This window comes from Flavobacterium sp. PMTSA4 (assembly GCF_032098525.1).
Lineage (GTDB): Bacteria > Bacteroidota > Bacteroidia > Flavobacteriales > Flavobacteriaceae > Flavobacterium > Flavobacterium capsici.
Genome location: NZ_CP134890.1, coordinates 1,901,000 through 1,920,915 on the forward strand (window position 1 = coordinate 1,901,000; position 19,916 = coordinate 1,920,915).

The 19,916-nt window shown below is 31.4% G+C and carries 14 protein-coding genes; 5 read left to right on the forward strand and 9 right to left on the reverse strand.

Annotated elements, in window-relative coordinates:
- Positions 1–5: 5 nt before the first annotated feature.
- Both rpmA and rplU read right to left on the reverse strand, forming a co-directional pair.
- The gene (gene rpmA, locus RN605_RS08830) at positions 6–266 is read right to left on the reverse strand and encodes a 50S ribosomal protein L27 (RefSeq protein WP_313324292.1); all 261 of its coding nucleotides are present in this window, start codon (positions 264–266) and stop codon (positions 6–8) included.
- A 24-nt stretch (positions 267–290) separates the two neighbouring features.
- Positions 291–710, reverse strand: a complete 420-nt coding sequence (gene rplU / locus RN605_RS08835; protein ID WP_313324293.1) for a 50S ribosomal protein L21 — start codon at positions 708–710, stop codon at positions 291–293.
- Positions 711–924: 214 nt separating this feature from the next.
- On the opposite strand from rplU, the gene RN605_RS08840 reads away from it, so the two are divergent.
- Entirely contained in the window at positions 925–2,250 is a 1,326-nt protein-coding gene (locus RN605_RS08840; RefSeq protein ID WP_313324294.1) for a M16 family metallopeptidase, read from the forward strand.
- Positions 2,251–2,263: 13 nt separating this feature from the next.
- On the forward strand, positions 2,264–4,318 hold the full coding sequence (locus RN605_RS08845; protein WP_313324295.1) for a M16 family metallopeptidase: 2,055 nt from the start codon (positions 2,264–2,266) through the stop codon (positions 4,316–4,318).
- Between the two features lie 49 nt (positions 4,319–4,367).
- Here the strand turns inward: RN605_RS08845 and RN605_RS08850 are convergent, their stop codons facing one another.
- A complete protein-coding gene (locus RN605_RS08850) occupies positions 4,368–5,234 on the reverse strand; it encodes a DMT family transporter (protein WP_313324296.1) in 867 nt (288 codons plus the stop codon).
- 116 nt (positions 5,235–5,350) lie between these two features.
- On the opposite strand from RN605_RS08850, the gene RN605_RS08855 reads away from it, so the two are divergent.
- A complete protein-coding gene (locus RN605_RS08855) occupies positions 5,351–5,731 on the forward strand; it encodes a heavy-metal-associated domain-containing protein (protein WP_313324297.1) in 381 nt (126 codons plus the stop codon).
- Between the two features lie 32 nt (positions 5,732–5,763).
- Here RN605_RS08855 and gldD read toward each other — a convergent pair whose 3' ends face one another.
- From gldD to mutY, 4 genes are read right to left on the reverse strand one after another with little or no spacing between them, the layout of a single operon-like run.
- Positions 5,764–6,324: a gliding motility lipoprotein GldD gene (gene gldD / locus RN605_RS08860; protein ID WP_313324298.1), complete on the reverse strand. Its 561-nt coding sequence runs from the start codon at positions 6,322–6,324 to the stop codon at positions 5,764–5,766.
- Entirely contained in the window at positions 6,324–7,619 is a 1,296-nt protein-coding gene (locus RN605_RS08865; protein ID WP_313324299.1) for a gliding motility-associated protein GldE, read from the reverse strand. Before RN605_RS08865 ends, gldD begins: the two co-directional genes overlap by 1 nt.
- A gap of 26 nt (positions 7,620–7,645) precedes the next feature.
- Positions 7,646–8,077: a single-stranded DNA-binding protein gene (locus tag RN605_RS08870; protein WP_313324300.1), complete on the reverse strand. Its 432-nt coding sequence runs from the start codon at positions 8,075–8,077 to the stop codon at positions 7,646–7,648.
- A 43-nt stretch (positions 8,078–8,120) separates the two neighbouring features.
- Complete coding sequence (gene mutY, locus RN605_RS08875) at positions 8,121–9,161, reverse strand: A/G-specific adenine glycosylase (RefSeq protein WP_313324301.1); 1,041 nt, start codon at positions 9,159–9,161, stop codon at positions 8,121–8,123.
- 110 nt (positions 9,162–9,271) lie between these two features.
- Here mutY and RN605_RS08880 point away from each other — a divergent pair, with 110 nt between their 5' ends.
- Complete coding sequence (locus RN605_RS08880) at positions 9,272–9,589, forward strand: HU family DNA-binding protein (protein ID WP_313356403.1); 318 nt, start codon at positions 9,272–9,274, stop codon at positions 9,587–9,589.
- 382 nt (positions 9,590–9,971) lie between these two features.
- Entirely contained in the window at positions 9,972–11,510 is a 1,539-nt protein-coding gene (locus RN605_RS08885; RefSeq protein WP_313324303.1) for a ribonuclease E/G, read from the forward strand.
- A 307-nt stretch (positions 11,511–11,817) separates the two neighbouring features.
- Here RN605_RS08885 and pbpC read toward each other — a convergent pair whose 3' ends face one another.
- Both pbpC and RN605_RS08895 read right to left on the reverse strand, forming a co-directional pair.
- Positions 11,818–14,193 (reverse strand): penicillin-binding protein 1C, encoded by a 2,376-nt coding sequence (pbpC, locus tag RN605_RS08890; RefSeq protein ID WP_313324304.1) that lies wholly within the window; start codon positions 14,191–14,193, stop codon positions 11,818–11,820.
- A gap of 49 nt (positions 14,194–14,242) precedes the next feature.
- Positions 14,243–19,885 carry an alpha-2-macroglobulin family protein gene (locus RN605_RS08895; protein WP_313324305.1) on the reverse strand — a complete coding sequence of 1,881 codons (5,643 nt, stop codon included), beginning with the start codon at positions 19,883–19,885 and terminating at the stop codon, positions 14,243–14,245.
- Between the last annotated feature and the right edge of the window lie 31 nt (positions 19,886–19,916).

Below are 19,916 nucleotides of genomic sequence, written 5' to 3' on the forward strand. Positions count from 1 at the left end.
AATTCTTATGCTTCGAATGGAATTACAGAAACGAATGATTTATCATCACCTTTTTTCTGAAATTTAACAACTCCATCAACCTTTGCATGTAAAGTATGATCTTTACCCATGTAAACGTTTTCACCTGGATTATGTTTAGAACCTCTTTGTCTTACGATGATATTACCAGCAATTGCAGCTTGTCCACCATAAATCTTAACGCCTAAACGTTTCGATTCTGATTCTCTACCATTTTTCGAACTACCGACACCTTTTTTATGAGCCATGACGTTTTAGTTTTTAAATGTTAATTATTCTTCAGTTTTTGGTTTTTTTGTTGCTTTTGCTTTTGGCTTTACTTCTTCAGTTACCTCAGCTACTTCAACTTCTGCTTTTTTAGTTGCTTTTTTCTTAGCACCTGAAGCAAGAATTCCCTCAACAACGATTTGTGTTAAGTATTGTCTGTGACCGTTTCTTTTTTTGTAACCTTTTCTTCTTTTCTTTTTGAAAACGATTACTTTATCACCTTTTAAGTGTTGTAACACTTTGGCTTCTACTGAAGCACCTTCTATAGCTGGGGCGCCAAGAGTTACGTTTCCATTATCATCTAATAAAAGAACTTTGTCAAAAGAAACTTTTGAACCTTCGTCAGATGCTAAACGGTGAACATAAACCTTTTGGTCTTTGCTTACTTTAAATTGTTGCCCTGCTATCTCTACGATTGCGTACATAACAAATTGTTTAGTTAATTTTTTTAAGAGTGCAAATATACAACTAATTCCTTTTTATACAACATATTGCCTAAAAATATTTGAAAATGTTCTTTCCTGAAGAGAATCAATATACTTAAATTTTAAAAAAAGGAATAAATAAAGTATTTTTGGTGTAACAAATTAATATCGTTTGTTACTAATACAACTATCAACGAAAAAATTACATTTCTTTATGAAAAAATCATTAATTGCTTTAAGTACAATGCTTATGCTAGGTGGAATTGCTTCTGCACAAAAAGTTGCTTTTGAAGAATACGACTTGGACAACGGTATGCACGTTATTTTACATAACGATCAATCCGCGCCAGTTGTAATTACTTCAGTTATGTATCATGTAGGTTCAAAAGACGAAAATCCAGAAAGAACGGGGTTTGCTCACTTTTTTGAACACTTACTATTTGAAGGCACAAAAAATATTGGTAGAGGTGAATGGTTTAAAATAGTTACAGCAAATGGTGGAACTAATAACGCAAACACTTCTGAAGACAGAACTTATTATTTTGAAGTTTTCCCTTCTAATAGTTTAGAAGTTGGTTTATGGATGGAATCTGAAAGATTAATGCATCCAGTAATCAATCAAATTGGGGTTGACACTCAAAATGAAGTTGTAAAAGAAGAAAAAAGATTACGTGTTGACAATCAACCATATGGTAATTTGATAGCTCAAGTTAAGAAAAACATGTTCAAAGTTCATCCTTATCGTTGGGCGCCAATAGGTTCGATGGAACATTTAGATGCCGCTACTTTAGAGGAATTTCAGGCTTTTAATAAAAAGTTTTATTCTCCTAACAATTCTGTTTTAGTTGTTGCTGGTCAAATTGACATTGCTCAAACTAAAGCTTGGATTCAAAAATATTTTGGTGCAATTCCAAGAGGAGAAAAAATTACTAAACAAACTTTTGTAGAAGAGCCAATTACTCAACCTATCAAAGCTACATATGAAGATCCAAACATCCAAAAACCAATGGTTGTTGCTGCATACAGAACCCCATCTATGAAAACTCGTGATGCTAGAGTTCTTGATATGATTTCTACTATTTTAAGTGACGGAAAAAGTTCTCGTTTATACAAAAAAATAGTTGACGATAAAAAAATGGCTTTACAAATTGGAGCTTTTAACTATAGTCAAGAAGATTATGGTCAATACATATTATATGGTTTACCTCAAGGAGATTTTACTTCTGAAGATTTAATTAAAGAAATTGACGAAGAAATTGTAAAACTTCAAACAGAGTTAATTTCTGAAAAAGATTATCAAAAACTTCAAAACATCAACGAAAACAACTATGTGAACAGTAATTCAAGTGTTGAAGGTGTTGCAGAAAATCTAGCATCATTCTACTTATTATATGGAGATGTTAATTTGATAAATACTGAAATTGAAATGTACCGTTCAATTACCAGAGAAGAAATTAGAGACGTAGCCAGAAAATATTTAAATCCTAATCAGAGATTGATTTTGGATTATGTTCCAGCAAAAGACAAAGCTCAAAACTAAGACCAAAATTATTATGAAAAAAATAGCAATTATATTATCAAGCTTGTTTTTAACAATAACTATGCAAGCACAAGACAGAACACAGCCGAAACCTGGTCCTTCTCCAAAAATTAATATTAAAAAACCTGAGACTTTCTCACTACCAAATGGTTTAAAAGTATTAATTGTAGAAAACCACAAATTACCTAGAGTTTCTTATAGTTTAACTATAGACAACTCACCATATGCTGAAGGTAATAAAAAAGGTGTTGACAATTTAACAAGCAGTTTACTTGGTAACGGTTCAACAAAAACGCCTAAAGATAAATTCAATGAAGAAATTGACTTTTTAGGTGCTAACATCAACTTCTTTTCTTCTGGTGCATCTGCTAGTGGTTTATCTAAACATTCTAAAAGAATTTTAGAGTTGATGGCTGAAGGTGCTTTAATGCCTAATTTTACTCAAGAAGAATTTGACAAAGAAAAAGACAAATTAATTGAAGGATTAAAAACTCAAGAGAAAAGCGTTTCTGCTGTTGCAAACCGAGTAGAAGATGTTTTAGTTTATGGTAAAGATCATCCAGCTGGAGAATATTTATCTGAAGAAACAATCAACAATGTTTCTCTTGCTGATGTAAAAGATAACTACAGAACTTATTTTGTTCCTGAAAAAGCTTATCTAGTAATTGTTGGAGATGTAAACCCTAAAGAAATTAAAAAACAAGTTGAAAAACTATTTAGTTCATGGGTAAAAGCTACTGCTCCAGCATTAACATATTCTAATCCAAAAAATGTTCAATACACGCAAATCAACTTTGTTGACATGCCAAATGCTGTTCAATCAGAATTAGCAATTGTAAATACAGTTAGTTTAAAAGTTTCTGATGCTGATTATTTCCCGGTAATTGTTGCAAATCAAATTTATGGTGGTGACTTTAATAGTTATTTAAACATGAATTTAAGAGAAGCTCATGGTTGGACTTATGGCGCACGTTCTTCTGTTAATGCAGAGAAATATTATGATGGAAAATTTGTAGCAAGCACTCAAGTAAGAAACGCTGTTACTGATAGCGCAATAGTTGAAGCGTTAAAAGAATTAAAACGTTTTAGAACTGAAAAAGTTGCAGATGATGTTTTGAAAAATGTAAAAGCTGGATACATAGGAAGATTTGTTATGCAAGTTGAAAAACCTGCAACTGTTGCACGTTACGCTTTAAACATTCAAACTCAAGGTTTACCTGCTGATTTTTATGAAAACTATATTAAAAACATTAATGCAGTTACTGCAGATGATGTTTTAAGAGTTGCTAAAAAATATATGTTAGAAGACAACTTAAGAATATTAGTTGTTGGTAAAGCAACAGAAGTATTACCTGCTTTAGAAAAATTAAAAATTCCAATTTTCTATTTTGATAAATATGGAAATCCAACCGAAAAACCTGCAATGAAAAAATCTGCTCCAGCTGGAGTAACTGTAAAAACAGTTTTAGACAATTATATCAAAGCAATTGGTGGTGATAAAGCTGTTGCTGCTGTTAAAACATTATCAATGACAGGTTCAGCTTCAATTCCTCAAGCACCAGCGCCAATCAAAATGGTTTCTAAAAAAGATGCAAAAGGAAATTCGTCTATGGCAATTTCTATGGATGGAATGGGTGAATTATCAAAACAAGTTGTGAATGAAAAAGGCGGATATTCTGTTCAACAAGGTCAAAGAAAAGAAATGACAACTGAAGAATATGCAGAAGAAAAAGCAACTGCAGGAACTTTTGATGAGTTGGCTTTAATGAAAAAAACAACTCTAGTTCTTGATGGAATTGAACCATACAACGGAAGTGATGCTTACATTGTTAAAGATGGTAATACTTCATACTACTATGATGTAAAATCAGGTTTAAAAGTTGCAGAAGCTAAAACAGTTGAAAGAGGCGATAAAAAGATGACTGTTACTACTAACTTTGGTGATTATAAAGATGTAAAAGGAGTTAAAATCCCATACTCTATAACTATGAACCAAGGATTTGAATTAAACTTTGTATTGACTGACGTTAAAGTTAACGAAGGTGTTACAGACGAAGATTTCAAATAATAAAAAATATAGAATTTAAAAAAAGCCGTATCCATTGATACGGCTTTTTTTATTTTTTACTAGAAAGATAAACTCCAATCAAGATGATGAAAGCACCTAAAACTTGTATTGGGGTTAAAAATTCACCGTCTAACAAACCCCAAAAGAAAGCCACAACAGGAATTAAATAAGTTACAGAAGTTGCAAAAACTGGCGAAGAAATTTGAATTAGCTTGTAAAAAACAATATTTGCAATACCGGTTCCAATAATTCCTAAGATAACGATATAAAGTGTTGCTTTTTGAACCTCAACATTACTGACAATATCCTGATAATTTGTAAAAAACAATACAATAGAAGAAGGAACTAGTAAAACACAAAAATTGCCTGTAGTAATTGCTAAAGGTTTTACATCTGATAAATGTTTTTTTATCAGATTAACATTTGTTGCATAACAAATTGAAGCAACAATAACCAAAATAGTATAAAAATAATTCTGATTTGGATGATGCACTGCTCCGTTTAATATCAAAAGTAATGTTCCGCATAAACCTATAAAAACTCCAAAAATTTGAGTTCTTTTAAAATTAACTCCAAAAGCTATTCCGCCAAGAATTAAAGTGTTTAATGGAGTTAATGAATTTAAAATAGAACTAACTGAACTGCTTATTTGCGTTTGTGCAATTGCAAACAAATAAGCGGGAAAAAATGTTCCAAGCATTGAAGTTAAAGCAATATACTTCCATTTGTGTAAAGGAATTGATGGCAAACTTTTAAATCCTACAATTAATAAAAATATTGCCGAAAAAATAATTCGAAGCGAACCTAATTCAAACGGAGTTAACTCAATTAATCCTTTTTTAATAAGTATGAATGAACTTCCCCAAATAAGAGCTAAAACTATTAAATAAACCCATTTTAATTGTAGTGATTTCATTGTTTTATTTTCAAGTTTCAAATTTTGTAATTATTTTAAGAATAATAACTTTAATTTTTAATTATTTTTGTACTGTCCTAAAATTTACAAAGACAAATACTAAAAATATTATTTTTATGAAATTAACAAGTTCATTGGTTACTTTAGCTTTAAGTTCATTTTTATTAATAAGCTGTAAAGAAACTGGCAATAAAGCAGAAATTGAAACAAACACAGCTTCAGTAACTGAATCTAGCAAACCAAATGTTGTAGCAAAACCTGAAGTAGCTACTTTTAAAATTGATGGAATGAGTTGTGCTATTGGTTGTGCCAAAACCATAGAAAAGAAATTAAACAAAACTGAAGGTGTTCAAGAAGCTAATGTAGATTTTGAAAAAAAAGAAGCTACTGTTAGTTTTGATGCAGCGGTTGTATCACCAGAAAAACTTCAAGAAATAGTCGAAAAAACTGCTGACGGTAAGACATACAAAGTCTCCGATTTAAAAGTAAAAGCATAAATAAAAAATCCAGCAATTAGCTGGATTTTTTTTTATTTCCATTGTAATGATTCCATTAAGTGTTGCATGTCATCACGAACATAACTTGTTGCAGGCATTATTGAATCAAAATTAGGTTTTGCTTTAAAATAAACTGAACCAGTTACAAAATGATGAATGCTATCAGTTACATAAAATTGTGCATTTGTAGCGGCGTTTCCGTTTACTCTATAAAACATTCCGTAAACTTTTTTCTCTTGATTTATAAATGGTTGCTCTAGAATATCATCCGCTTTAATTACATGCTCAAAAGTTAATTTTTGTGCATCGCGTAGCAACTTATTGATATTTCCGTTTACAGGTTTATAGGTCAAATAAATTGTAGCTTTCATTTTAGGATAATTGATGCTAAAACCACAATTTTTATCTTCTTCTACATCAACATCATCGTTAACATCAAAAATAAATGGACAATTATCTTCATACATTGAATATTGAGCCATTGGATAATCCAATCTTAATTGACTTGCTGGTTTTGGCAATACTTCATCTTTACAACTGCAGAAAAGAAAAGTAATTATTATCAGCGAAATGTATTTAAATTGTATCTTCATTATTCTAACGTTACTTTTATTTGTTTTATTCTTCTTTTATCAACTGTTTCAATGGTAAAATAAAGATTTGAAAAATGAATTTTTTGACCTTTTCTTGGAAAATTTCCAAGATTCTCCAAAATAAAGCCTGCTAAAGTTTCTGCTTCACCTTTTTTACTTTCAAATAAATCTTCATCTACATCAATAATTCTATAAAAGTCTTTCAGTGTAATCTTTCCTTCAAAAAGATAATTTTTATCATCAATTTGAGAAAAATTGATGTTTTCATCATCAAACTCATCTGAAATATCTCCTACTATTTCCTCAATAATATCTTCTAATGAAACCAGTCCAGAAGTTCCTCCATATTCATCTACAACAATTGCTAAGTGACTTTTCATTGATTGAAAATCTTTAAGCAAATCATCTAATTTTTTATTTTCTGGAACAAAAAATGGTTCTCTAATCAAACTTTTCCAGTCAAACTCTTTTTTATGAATATGTGGAATCAAATCTTTAACAAAAAGAACTCCTTTTATATCATCTATATTTTCATTAAAAACTGGAATTCTAGAATACCCTTTTTCAACAATTTTTGGATAAATTTCAGCAAAAGTTTCTTCAATATCCAAACCAAATATATCAATTCTTGGGCTCATTACTTGCTTGGTATCGGTATTACCAAAAGAAACGATTCCTTCTAGAATTTTTTGCTCTTCTTGAGTTGTATCATCGTCCGAGGTTAACTCTAATGCTTGTGATAATTGATCCACCGAAATACTGCCTTTTTGATTGCCAAACTTGTTGTGCAAAAAAACAGTAATGTTTCTCATTGGTAAACTTATTGGCGATAACGCTTTATCTAATATAAATAATGGTGTTGCTAATTTAACCGAAAATTTCACGTTATTTCTACTAGCATAAATTTTTGGCAATACTTCTCCGAAAAGCAATATTAAAAAAGTAATCAAAATTACTTCAACTATAAACTTTATAATTGGCGAAGCGATTCCGACAAAAAGCGAATCTCCAACCATAGAAAATAATATTACAACGCCAATGTTGAGAAAATTATTTGCTAAAAGTAATGTTGCTAGGAGTTTTTTGGGCTTTTGAATTAAATTTGAAACCAAATCACCTTTTCTGGGATTTTCATCAAATAATTTATTCATGTCGTTTGGACTGAGAGAAAACAAAGCTACTTCGGCTGCCGAAATCATTGCAGAAAGAAATAATAAAATTAAAACACCAATAATTCCTAAAATTAAATTAGTGTCAATGCTTTGCATATAACTAAGACTGGGTTCCGGATCCAATAAGACAAATATTAGTTAGACATATTTTAAAATGGTAAATCGTTTTCGGGATTTGGTGTGTCAAAAGTAGTGTTTTTTGACTCAATGTTTTGATTATTTTTTGAACCTTCAATCTCTTTTTTGGTTGTCAAAAAAGTAAATTCAGTTACTTGAATTTCTGTTGTATATTTTGTTGTTCCATCTTCAGCTTGCCATTGTCTCGATTTAATTCTTCCTTCTACATAAATTTTATCACCTTTTGATAAATATTTTTCACAAATTTCAGCAGCTTTATTTCTTACTACCAAATTGTGCCATTCGGTAGAAGTTATTTTTTCATTGGTTTGTTTGTTAATGTAAACTTCATTAGTAGCCAAAGGAAATCTTCCAATGCAATTTCCTCCTTCAAAATAGTGCATCTTAATTTCGTCACCAAGATGACCAATTAGCATTACTTTATTCAAGGTTCCACTACTCATTATACAGACATTATACTCTCAAATTTAATACTTTTTTTGAGATTTATTTCCAATTTTTTGAAATAAAATTATAAATGACTATTGGAAACGGAAAGTTTAGCGCTGATTTGTAGTCAATTCCGTTTTCAATTTTCCCTTCAACTTGAACTTCCCAAAATGAAACAGATAAATGTTGGTGAGAAAGCTTATGATTTATTTTTATGGGATTCAACAACTTTATATTTTCAATTTGATTTTTGATAAAATTTTGTCTTTCTATTAATTCCATTACTTCCAAATCACTTGTCTCATCAAGTGTTTCAATCAAAGAAAACTCATATAGATTATGCCAAATTCCTTTTTGAGTTCTTTTTTGAAGTATTGTATTTCCAATCGCATCTTTAAAAATCAAATAATTAAAGAAACGCTTTTGGACTTTTGTTTTCTTTAATTTAATGGGCAAATCGGATACTTTTTTAAACTTCAAAGCCAAACAACTAGAATTCAAAACACAATTTTCACAATTTGGATTTTTTGGAACACATTGTAAAGCTCCAAATTCCATTATTGCTTGATTGAATAAATTTGTTTTTCCATCGGGTAATAATTCTTTGGCTAAAGCTGTGAATTCTTTTTTTGCTCCAGAAGAAGCAATATCAGTTTCAATATTAAAGTAACGAGACAAAACACGAAAAACATTTCCATCAACCACAGGAACGTTTTCATTGTATGCAAAAGAAGCAATAGCTGCAGCTGTATATTCGCCAATTCCTTTTAATTCTAATAAGTCATTATAATTATCCGGAAATTTACCTTCAAAATTTAGAGCCACTATTTGAGACGTTTTATGCAAATTTCTTGCTCTGGAATAATACCCTAATCCTTGCCAAAGTTTTAACACTTCTTGTTCATCAGCATTTGCTAAATCAAAAACGGTTGGAAAACGATCAATAAATTTTAAAAAATAGGGCAATCCTTGAGCAACTCGCGTTTGTTGAAGCATGATTTCTGACAGCCAAATTTGATAAGGATTAACCGTATTTCTCCATGGCAAATCGCGTTTGTTTTGTAAATACCAATGTATTAAAGTGTTAGAAAAATTCATACTTAAAATGTGGTTAGCAAAAATAATTCTTTATCTGATTAAATTTTAATAGATTATGCTTGAAATATTGTTTTTTTAATTCATATATTTGCAACCTCAAAAAATTTCACATAATATTTAAATACGAAAGAAAAATGACGAAAGCAGATATCGTAGCTAAGATTTCAGAAAAATTAGGTCTTGAAAAAGGTGATGTTCAAGCAACAGTTGAAGCATTTATGGAAGAGGTAAAAAACTCTTTAGAAACTGGAGATAATGTTTATTTAAGAGGTTTCGGAAGCTTTATTATCAAAACTAGAGCAGAAAAAACAGGAAGAAACATTTCTAAAAACACCACAATCAAAATCCCTGCACACAATATTCCAGCATTTAAACCTGCTAAAGTATTTGTAGAGTCTGTAAAAACAAATACTGAAATCGCAGTATAACATATTTATTAATCACAAAAACTACATTGTATGCCAAGTGGTAAAAAAAGAAAAAGACATAAAGTAGCTACTCACAAACGTAAAAAGAGAGCGAGAGCTAACCGTCACAAAAAGAAAAAGTAGTTCTCTAACTACTTTTCTTTTTTTAAAACCGTTCATTGAAATTTGGAAAATTTCAAAACCTCCTATTGCTAAAACAGAATGTATCAACTTATCAAATGAGTTGAAAAAATGTTTTAAAAATTGGAATTTAATTTTCCTATCGGGTAATAATACCTGTTTAAAAATGTTTAATCCATCTGTAAAATAAGCTGGAAGTTGAAAGTTGAAATTTATTTCAGCTAACAATTAACAACTGACATTGCAGATTAAAATTTACACCGTGAATAAAGAACTAATTATTAGATCTAGTGAAGGTGCTGTAGATTTTGCCTTATTAAAAGATGGAAAACTCATTGAATTACATAAAGAACAAGAAACAAGCAACTTCTTAGTTGGCGATATTTTTATTGCCAAAATAAGGAAACCAGTTGCCGGATTAAATGCTGCTTTTGTAAATGTTGGCTACGAAAAAGATGCCTTTTTACACTATCATGATTTAGGTCCAAGTTTCAATTCTTATATGAAATTCATAAAACTTGTAAGCGCAGGTAAACTAAAAGATTTCTCCCTAAAAAATTTCCAATTTGAAAAAGAGATTGATAAAAATGGTTCTATTGCTGATTTAATCAGTGCAAACCAATCAGTTTTAGTTCAAGTGGTCAAAGAACCTATTTCTACAAAAGGTCCAAGGATAAGTGCAGAACTTTCCTTTGCTGGTCGATATGTAGTATTGGTTCCTTTTTCGGATAGAGTTTCTGTTTCTCAAAAAATAGAATCAAAAGAAGAAAAAGACCGTTTGAAAAAACTAGTTCAATCAATTAAACAAAAAGGATTTGGGGTTATTGTGAGAACAGTAGCCGAAGGCAAAAGTATAGCCGAATTAGAAAAAGATTTGCAGTCATTAATGAATAGATGGACTGCAATGTGTAAAAAATTACCAACTGCTCATCATCCGTCAAAAGTATTAGGAGAGTTAAACAAAGCTTCTTCAATATTAAGAGATGTTTTTAATGATACTTTTACTAGTATATTAACAGACGATCAGGAGTTGTACCAAGAAACAAAGGACTATTTAGCCGAAATAGCTCCGGAGAAACAAAAAATAGTTAAACTTTATCAATCCAAAGATGTTCCGCTTTTTGAAAAATATCACATTGAGCGACAAATAAAAACATCCTTTGGAAGAACTGTTTCCATGAGCAAAGGTGCGTATCTAATTATAGAACACACTGAAGCTCTTCACGTTATTGACGTAAATAGTGGAAATCGCTCAAACAAAGCTTCTAACCAAGAAGACACAGCTTTAGAAGTTAATATGATTGCAGCAGCAGAAATTGCTCGCCAACTACGACTTCGAGATATGGGTGGAATTATTGTTGTCGATTTTATCGATATGCAAAATCCAGACAATCGAAAAGTGTTGTATGATTTCTTGAAACTAGAAATGGATGACGATAAAGCCAAACATAAAATCTTACCGCCAAGTAAATTTGGATTAGTTCAAATAACACGTCAACGCGTAAGACCAGAAGTCAATATTGAAACAAGAGAAGAAAACCCAAACAATCTATCGAGTGATGTGGAAGCACCGATTTCGATAATTGATAACATTACTTCTGATCTTGAAAAAATTATTAAAGACCATAAAAAGATAAAACTAAATGTGCATCCTTTTGTGGCAGCATACCTTAAAAAAGGTTTTCCATCTTTACGTTCAAAATGGCTTTTTGAACATAAAAAATGGGTGAAAATCATACCTCGTGACGCTTACACGTATCTAGAATATCATTTCTTCGACGAAGAAGGAAAGAAAATATAGAAAAAATAAAAACCGCTTTTCGAAAGATTGGCGGTTTTTTTGTGCCTATTTTTTAATAAAAAGACAACATCTCTTCCGAAGAGAACTTGTTCTCTTACTTACGAAACTAGTTTATTAAAAAAGGGAAGTAATTCTCTAATTAAGGAAAGTAGTTCTCTTAAATTAAGAAGTTAGTTCTCTTCCGAAACGAATTAGTTCTCTAATTAACGACGTGAGTTCTCTAAATAAGGGAACTAATTCTCTAAAAAAGGAAACCAATTCTCTGAAGTAAAGAACAATTTCTCTAAACAACAGAACTTAACAAAAATTACTCGTTAATAATTTCAATTTTTCGTTTGATTTCATTCCCAAATTCATCTGTAACGGTGATGTAATGTATTCCTGTTTCGGGTTTTATTGGCATTTCATGAAACGTTTGTGTTTCGCCCAAAAACTGATTGTCTAATGACCAGAATAATTTTGATTCTCTATTAGAATGTGCAATTTTGAGAATAACAGGTTGAATTTTTCCATAAAAATCTTTTGCCAAATAAATTTTACTATTCGGTTTCGGATAAATAAAATCCATCGATGCTTGTTGGTATTGTTGACAATCATAACGATATGGTGGTAACGTTTTATAATCAATATGTTGCGATTTATAATACCATTCCATTACAGGCGGAAGAATAAACCATTTTTTATTGACCATATTTTCTACTGATTCACAATCACTATTTACTCTAAATTGTTCCGATTTGTCCAAATGAACCCATTTATGATAAGGACAAATGGCTGTTTTTTTACCAACTTTTGTAATTAATTGTTTCATTTTCGGACAATCATCTTGTGCTAAATAACCACTTTGTTTACATACTTCGGCAGATTCTAAATCGTTTAATGGTGCTTGAAACCAATTTTTTCTAGGTAATAAATTAAAAACATCAAAAAGTATTGGCGCAGCATTAGTAACTCCAGTCAATTCTGGTCTTCCTTCGCCATTGGCATTTCCTACCCAAACGCCAACAACATATCTTGAATTGGTCCCGATTGCCCAAGCATCGCGATTTCCAAAACTTGTTCCAGTTTTCCATGCAATCTGCAAAGCCGAATCATAAAACTTCCATGCTTCATCGCCTTCAGGTCGATTAACTTCTTTCATGGCATTATAAGTTAAATAAATAGAACCAGCACTTAATATCTCTTTTTGAAAACCAGAAGTTCCGAAATCTTGCTTAAAACCATTTCTATAATTCAATTCTACAAATTCATTACTTCGATATTTCCCATTCGATTGATTGAAATAATTTAACGTTCCTGTTAGATTAGAATAAGTTCGACATAAATCCCAAAGATTACTTTCTGCACCACCAAGAATTAAAGATAAGCCATAATGATCGGGCAATTTATTAATGTTTCGAAGCTTGAATTGTTGCAATAATTCATAGAATTTATTTACACCATGTTCTTGCAACATTAAAACCGCTGGAATATTTAGTGAACGTGCCAAAGCACGTTGCGCTGGAACTGCACCATCAAAAGAATTATTGAAATTCTGCGGTGTATAACCTGAAATTTGTGTTGGTATATCTGCAACCAAAGTATTAGGCAACAATTCCCCATCATCAATCATAGAAGCAAATAAAAAGGGTTTCAAAATACTTCCCGTACTTCTTGGTGCACTGATAATATCAACATCTTTATTATGTTCATTATCCGTTGGCGAATTTCCAACATAACTTACAATATTTCTGTTTTTAACATCAATAACTAAAATAGCTAAATTATGAACTTCGTTTTGTTTGTATTGATTGTAATAGTATTGTGCTATTTGATTTGCTCTATTTTGAATTGAATAAGAAATTGTAGTTTTTATTCGTTTCCCTTCATTGGTTTTGGCTACTTTTTGCAATAAATGTTGGGCTATCTGCGGAACATCATATGGTTTTTGCGGCAATGGTTCTTGAATGGAAAGCTCATACGTTAGTTTATCGATAACTTTTTCATCAAATAATTTCTTTAAAAGCGCATTTCTCTTTTTCTGCAATTTTATTTGATTTTTACCCGGATAAATTAAACTTGGTGCATTAGGTAAAACTGCTAAAGTTGCGGTTTCTGCCCAGGATAATTGATGTGATTGTACCCCAAAATAACGCCAAGACGCCATTTCTAAACCTACTACATTTCCACCAAATGGTGCATGAGCTGCATATAAATTCAAAATTTCTTCCTTTGAACAACGAAGTTCAAATCGTGTTGACAAAATAATTTCGATAGCTTTTTCAAAATAAGTTCGCTTCTTATTTTTTCTTGCCAAACGAATAACTTGTTGGGTTAATGTACTTCCGCCACGAACAACTTTCCCTGCTTTTCTGTTTTGCTGAATAGCTTTGGCCATTGCAACAGGATTAAACCCAGAATGATGATAAAAATGTTCGTCTTCAAAATAAACAATACATTTTTTAAACTTATCTGGAATACTATCTTTTGCAGGAAATCGCCATTGACCATCACGAGCAATTTTTGCCGCTAATAATTCGCCTTCGTTACTTTCAATTACAGTTGAATAAGGTTCTTCAAAAAGTGTTCTTGGCAACGAAAAATAGTAACCCAACAACAAAAGAATAACAGCGATGCATTTCTTAGGATTGTTTTTGAAGTAAACTTTTATTTTATTCCAAAAAGTACTGATTTTGGTTTTCATTTCTAGTAAATTAACCCTTTCGGAATACTCCGAAAGGGTTTTTAATTTTTTATTTTACTACTTCAATCCATTGACCTTTGCTTCTAGCTAAAAACGTATTATCATACATGGCTTCGCATTGTAAACCTGGTAAATAATAATTTCCTAAATAAGACGCATTCAATAGTATTTTAAACTTACGTGTTTCATAAGCTTTTAAACCAAAATAATAATTCGCTCTATCGTCACGAATGTCAATATAATCGGCATTATTGGTAGTTGCTTCACCAAATTCGGTGTAACGTGTATTGACAATTTCAAAACCAGAAGGCAAAATTTGCGTTAAAGCTATATTATCAACTCTTTCATTTTTTTGATTATAAATCGTAACCTCAGCTATGAATTCTGTGCCTTGTTTTATTTTAGAAACAGAAACTGAATTCCCTTTTCTGTCTACAAAAGCAACACTAGCTTTAACATTATTTTGTATAACTTGCTCTTTTCCAAAAGGAAGTATTCCGCTATTCAAAACTCTAACGAACAAAGTATTATTCTTTTTGTTTTTAATCGTAACAGAATTTTTGGATGATATTACAACTAAATCACGTTGAGAAATCGTTTTTTGGGTATTAATTTCTACTGTTTTTCCTCCATTGGTATATTGTGCAATAATTCCTTTTGTACCATTATTCAAAGCAAATTTCGACATAGCAAATAGTCCATAAGCCGTAGTTTGCGTACTCATCCATTGATTACTCGAAAGACTTTTTGCCAATTTAGTTGCCATTTCAAAGGCTTTCTGTTTTTGACCTAATAAAATCAAAGTTTCTAAAGCCATCGCACGGTTTCGTTCTCTTGAGCCATAATAGGAATAATAATATTCGTCGGTTTGTTCATCAATAAATGATTTACTTAACAAAGCTAATCCAGCTGAATCTTGTTTAATTAAAGCATAAGTTGCTGCCAAACGTAATTTACTTTCGTTAGAAATTCCAACTGTTTCTCGCAATCTATTCATGGATGCTAAATCGGGTGAACCAGCAACTGCCAAAGTATATAAACGATAGGCTTGCGCTAAATCATTGCCATATTGCTTGTCAAATCTCCATTGTTTTGCCATTCGTTGTTGGTATGAAATCCATTTGTTTTTAAAATTAATTGGCATCACATACCCTTTTTTCTCTGCTTCTATCAAGAAATGTCCGGCATATGAACTTCCCCAATCATCTGCTTCTGAATTTCCTGGCCAATAAGAGAAACCTCCATTTGGTAATTGAAAATTACTCAATCGTTGAATGCCTGCAGTGATGTTTTTTTGAATTGCAAATTTTCGTGAACTGTCTAAATCCAAAACATCATTCAAATATAGTTGAGGAAATACAGATGATGTTGTTTGCTCTACACAACCATGTGGATATTGAATTAAATATTGCATTCTTCGCCCAAAATCAATAGTTGGCATTGAAGAAATTTCCAACTTTGCTTGATTGCTTCCTGCAACACCAAAACTTTCCCAAGAAATAGTTTTTGAACTATTGGCTTCTACAATAACGTCTTTAAAATCAGTTGTAACTGGATTTGGATTGGTGACATCAATTTCTACATCATAACTCGCTTTTTCTTTACCAGAAGTAGCAATAATTTGAATTTTTCCAATTCCGGTAGCATTTCCAACTTCCAAATTGAAATAGGCCATTTTTTCATCAGGTTCAGAAAAAGTCACAACTTGATTCGTTTTCCCAACCACTTTAACTGCATTGTTGGTTTTTATTTGCAATGAAACCATTTTAATTTGTTTTTCTGTTGCAAATAGCGTTACTGGAATAGTTACTTTTTCGGATGGTGAAATTTTTCTAGGTAACGATGCTAAAACCATCAATGGACTGCGAACTGGAGTTGTTTTTTCTGCTTTTCCATAAGCACTTGTTTTAGAATCTGCAGCAACAACCATTGTTCGCACAGAACCAATATATTTTGGAATTTTAATTTTAGTAGTTTTCGTTTCACCTTTACCTAATTCAAAAGGTCCAAAATACATCACAACAGGTTGAAAACGGTTGGCTTTTTTGGCTTTTCCACCACCTAAATCGGCATCACCACCAATGCTAAAAACTTGACTCACTTTTCCACCATATGCTCCAATCACATCATCAAAAATATCCCAAGTACGAACACCTAAAGCTTCACGAGTATAGAAATTATCCCATGCGTTTGGTGTTTTAAATCGGGTTAAATCCAACAAACCATCATCTACAATTGCAATGGTATAGGACATTGCTTTTTTGTTTTTCTCAGAAACTTTTACAGCAATTGTTTGTTCAGGTCTTAAAACTTCTGGCATTGAAATTTGTGGTTCTAAAACAGTGTTTTTATCCACTACTTCTATTGGAACGACTCCATACATTCTTATTGGTGAATCATTTTTTAAAGAAGCGTGAGGTTGTAAAAGAGTGATATTGATATAAACATTTGGCGCCATATCACCTGTAATTGGTAATTCTACTGATGTTTCTCCTTTATTTGTTTTCGCCCAAAGTGTTTTAAGCACTTTTGTTCCGTTTTCAATAGAAATTAAAGCTCTTCCACCTTCGCTTGATGGGAAAAATATTTTAGCTTTTTCACCAACATTATAATTTGTTTTATCTGTTGAAAAACGCAACATTGTAGCCGATTCTCCATCCAAATTTCTTGATCTTGCACTCCAATAAGGCGAATCAATATAAAACCGAATTCCTGTTGCGTGACCATCATTAGAATCTAAAACTCTAATTAAATAACTTCCCCAATCATTTTCGGGAATTGAAAAAGCTACACTACCTTTTCCAGTGCTATTGGTGTTGATTTTAAAATTTTTATATGCTAATGTTGAATTTGAAGTGCTATAATTTGATAAATTATCATTTGAAGCATCCCACCACCAACGTGATTGTAAACGATAAATTCTAATATCTAAATTAGAACCCGCTTTTGGTTTTCCTTTTTCATCAACCGTAACGATATCAAAACGATTGTTTTTGTCAGTTTCTAACATTCCATATCGGTTCTCTTGTGGAGATTTTATTCCAACATATGTAACGTATGGAGAATAATTTGTTGAAGCGACATCAGTACTAACATCGCCACCGTTTTCATAAACTTTAGTTATAAAAGCTGCCTTAAGCATTCCTGGAGCTTGTTCTTTAATATTCGGTTTTATTGGAACAATTGCTTGACCTTTATCATTAACTTTTCCTGAAAAAATATTAATTTCTTCAGTCGAAAATTGTCGTGTTGGATCATCAAAAACATAATTCGAAAAACCTTTAAACGAAGTTACTTGCTGCGAAAATTTGGCTTGAACTTCCGTTTTTAAATCTTTAGCTACAGCACCGTGAAGCCACAAAACTTGTATCGTATTTGTATTTTCTTTTGAAGCAGAAAGAATTGGTTCATTGAAACTGTTTTTAATTTTTAAACGATTTGGTTTGATTGTTTCAATTTTGATATTTTTGTAAAATCTTGCTCCACCAACGCTTACAACAGCTTCCCAACTTCCTGTTGGTGCACTAGATTCTGTTGGAACTGTAAATTTGTAATGATTCATAGAATTCATAGGAACAACTTTTTGGAACGTAGTTTTTCCTCTTGGATCATTCAATTTTAATTTTACCGGATGTTTTGAAGGCAGTTTATTGGCATTATCATTTAAAATAAACGCCAAGTGCAGCGTGTCACCTGGTCGCCAAACGCCACGTTCGCCATAAATGTATCCTTTCAATCCTTTTTGAAGTGTTTCACCAGCTACATCAAAATTACTTACCGATAAAGATAATTCATCATCTAATTTCAGATAAGTACTGTTTTCTCCTTTTGTAACTACAGCAAAATAGGCGTATTTATCCAACTGAAAAGAAGCAAAACCATCAGAATCTGTATTACTGCTACCAATTTTTTGCTGTTGGTAATTATATAAATCGACAGTTGCTCCCGAAATTAGTTCAGTGGTAACAATATTACTAACAGCGATTGCAATTGATTTATCCGTTCCACGTTTTGCAATAACTCCAATATCTGATGCTAAAACATTTAATCCAACTTTTGTGTTGCTGAAAAAATAATAATCCTCACATGGATCTAAACTTTCTCGCCATTCATAATCTTCTTCATAATAGTAATCATAATTGTTATAGCTGTAATTGACATCATTTTCATCTTCTTCTTCATAATCGCTTTCGCGTTCATTGCTCGATTCGCTTGAACCATTTCCGCACTTATACATGGAATATTTCTTTTTAAAAGAAAATTCAACTCGATAAATTGCTCCGGGTTCAGGCTTTATTATTTTTGAAAGATCAAGTGCATAAGTATTCCATTTAGTATAATCTAAAAGGTTGTTTTGTTTCAACAGAATGGTTTTCTTTGCAACAGGTTGACTTACTTGTTTCAAATTTCTAGTTCCGTTTAATTCGTTATCCTGAAGAAACTGTAAGATGTTATTTTTATATATTTTATAAACTTTTACATCAATTGCATTCAAATTTGCCGCTTCAAAATTAATCTTCAAATTATTTGAACTAGGCAAAATTGAACCGCTATTCAAAAATTTAACGCCTGGTTTTATTTGCTCAAAAAGAATATTCTCAGAATAGTTCTGTTTCATTTTATAACCATCAATATTTTCAATTCCTTGAAAAACTTCAACCAATCTGCTTCCAGAAAACGATTTTTCTTCTGTTTCTTCTTCATAATTTTCAACATATGCAACCGCAGTATCTACCGCTGCAGAATCTGCAACTACTTCGACAGTATTTTTAGAAGATGATTTATCAACATTTGATTTTTCTGGTTCATTATTGAAGAAAACTTTCAATACGTTACCCATAGTTGAAAACTTCAAATTATTGGTATTTTCTATCGCTACTAAACCTTTAAAATCTTGATCTTTTTTTAATGGATCCGAAAAATTTATTAAAATCGATTGATTATTAGCATCGCCAATATCAATCTTTAAGACTTTGAATTGATTTTTACCTGGAATCAGAAAATCAACTTCGCCTTTTTGGTCAATATCTACATCATCACCATTCCAAGCAATATTAATTTTACTATCATCATCAAAGCGTTTGATGTTTTCGATAGTAAACTTGAACTCCATATCTGAACTTGCCGGTTTGTCAAAAGTGATTTTCAGCTTTTCACCATTTTGAGTAACATTTAATAGTTTTTGAGCTTCTTCAAAACTCAATTTATCCGCTGTTTTTATAACACCATTCAGGTAATAGGTGTCATTATTGTAGGATTGTAAATCCAATGTGTTAACAATAAAATCTTGCTTGATGGTTTTTACAGAAAAATTAAAATTGGATAATTCTTTTGGAACTTTATTAGTGATTTTTGAAAGCTTTAAGGTGATTTGATACAAAGTATTTTGTTCTAACTTCTCTTTTGGAACAAAAGCAATAGTATTACTCGAAAGCGCAACTACTTTTCCGCTAACACTTGGAGAAATTTCGAATAAATCGTCATCTAACTCCTGATTAGGTTTCCAATCGGATTTATTGAACGCCAATTGTACTCTAAAATCAGAATGAACCGAGACATAACCTGAAGAAAAACCTGTGATGTATTCTTTGAAAAGAGCGAAATCGGAATCAAAATCAGCAGCTGATTTTTTGGAACAGGATTGCCACATAACAAGTGCAATCAACAAGCAGAACACTTTACAGTTTTTCATGGTTAAAATAGAGAATTAATGATTAGAACTT

Coding starts and splice junctions, on each gene's coding strand:
- rpmA (WP_313324292.1), bottom strand. CDS start 266: ATGGCTCATAAAAAAGGTGTCGGTAGTTCGAAAAATGGTAGAGAATCA.
- rplU (WP_313324293.1), bottom strand. CDS start 710: ATGTACGCAATCGTAGAGATAGCAGGGCAACAATTTAAAGTAAGCAAA.
- RN605_RS08840 (WP_313324294.1), top strand. CDS start 925: ATGAAAAAATCATTAATTGCTTTAAGTACAATGCTTATGCTAGGTGGA.
- RN605_RS08845 (WP_313324295.1), top strand. CDS start 2,264: ATGAAAAAAATAGCAATTATATTATCAAGCTTGTTTTTAACAATAACT.
- RN605_RS08850 (WP_313324296.1), bottom strand. CDS start 5,234: ATGAAATCACTACAATTAAAATGGGTTTATTTAATAGTTTTAGCTCTT.
- RN605_RS08855 (WP_313324297.1), top strand. CDS start 5,351: ATGAAATTAACAAGTTCATTGGTTACTTTAGCTTTAAGTTCATTTTTA.
- gldD (WP_313324298.1), bottom strand. CDS start 6,324: ATGAAGATACAATTTAAATACATTTCGCTGATAATAATTACTTTTCTT.
- RN605_RS08870 (WP_313324300.1), bottom strand. CDS start 8,077: ATGAGTAGTGGAACCTTGAATAAAGTAATGCTAATTGGTCATCTTGGT.
- mutY (WP_313324301.1), bottom strand. CDS start 9,161: ATGAATTTTTCTAACACTTTAATACATTGGTATTTACAAAACAAACGC.
- pbpC (WP_313324304.1), bottom strand. CDS start 14,193: ATGAAAACCAAAATCAGTACTTTTTGGAATAAAATAAAAGTTTACTTC.
- RN605_RS08895 (WP_313324305.1), bottom strand. CDS start 19,885: ATGAAAAACTGTAAAGTGTTCTGCTTGTTGATTGCACTTGTTATGTGG.